Here is a 620-nt window from a genome sequence, read left to right as displayed (position 1 = left end):
GTGGTGTCCCTTTCTTTCCCATTCCTATTCCTCCTTTTTCTCTTATTTTACTACGAAAAAAGTAGACACCCACACTTTTGTGAGTGTCTACTTTCATTTTACAGGTGCAGATATCAAACGATATCCGTTCTTTTTTATTCTGCTGCATGCCGTTTGGCATCTGCTTCATTTGTGAACAAAATACTGCCGACTTGATCCTGCGGAAACGGTTTGTCAATTGTGATAAACGCTTTTGGTTCACCTGCACTGATGCTTCCACGCACCGGAAAAAACGCCAATACACGATATGTTTCCATTTGCGCTCCATACAGAATTTCTCCTTCTTGAAGCCGACGATATCCTGATTTGTACAGACAGTAAATTGATGTTTTCCCTGTTTGCCCACTGTTCAAGACACTGTCCACGAAAAGTGAAACTCGTCGCATGCTTCTCCCCCTTTTGACATTCAACGATCTTGTTTTTATCATATCAAAAGAGGTGTCCCATTAACAGGACTTTAGAATGACACGCTCCCTGTCAAGTAGACATTTTTTGTGGACACCTGTTATGCAGCATAAGCATAACGGACTTCCATCGGGGTTTGTCCTGTCTTGAGCTGTATTCGCTCATTGTTGTAAAAA

At 41.8% G+C, this 620-nt stretch carries 1 protein-coding gene; it reads right to left on the bottom strand.

Features of this window, described 5'->3' with window-relative positions:
- A partial coding sequence (locus H6A12_RS13075; RefSeq protein ID WP_204448439.1) for a hypothetical protein occupies positions 1–307 on the bottom strand: 307 nt, incomplete at its 3' end.
- Positions 308–620: the final 313 nt, after the last annotated feature.

It is taken from the genome of Merdimmobilis hominis (assembly GCF_016901855.1).
Taxonomy (GTDB): Bacteria; Bacillota; Clostridia; order Oscillospirales; family Ruminococcaceae; genus Paludihabitans.
Note: the sequence above shows the minus strand (reverse complement) of the source record. Positions and strands in the feature narration are given on the sequence as shown.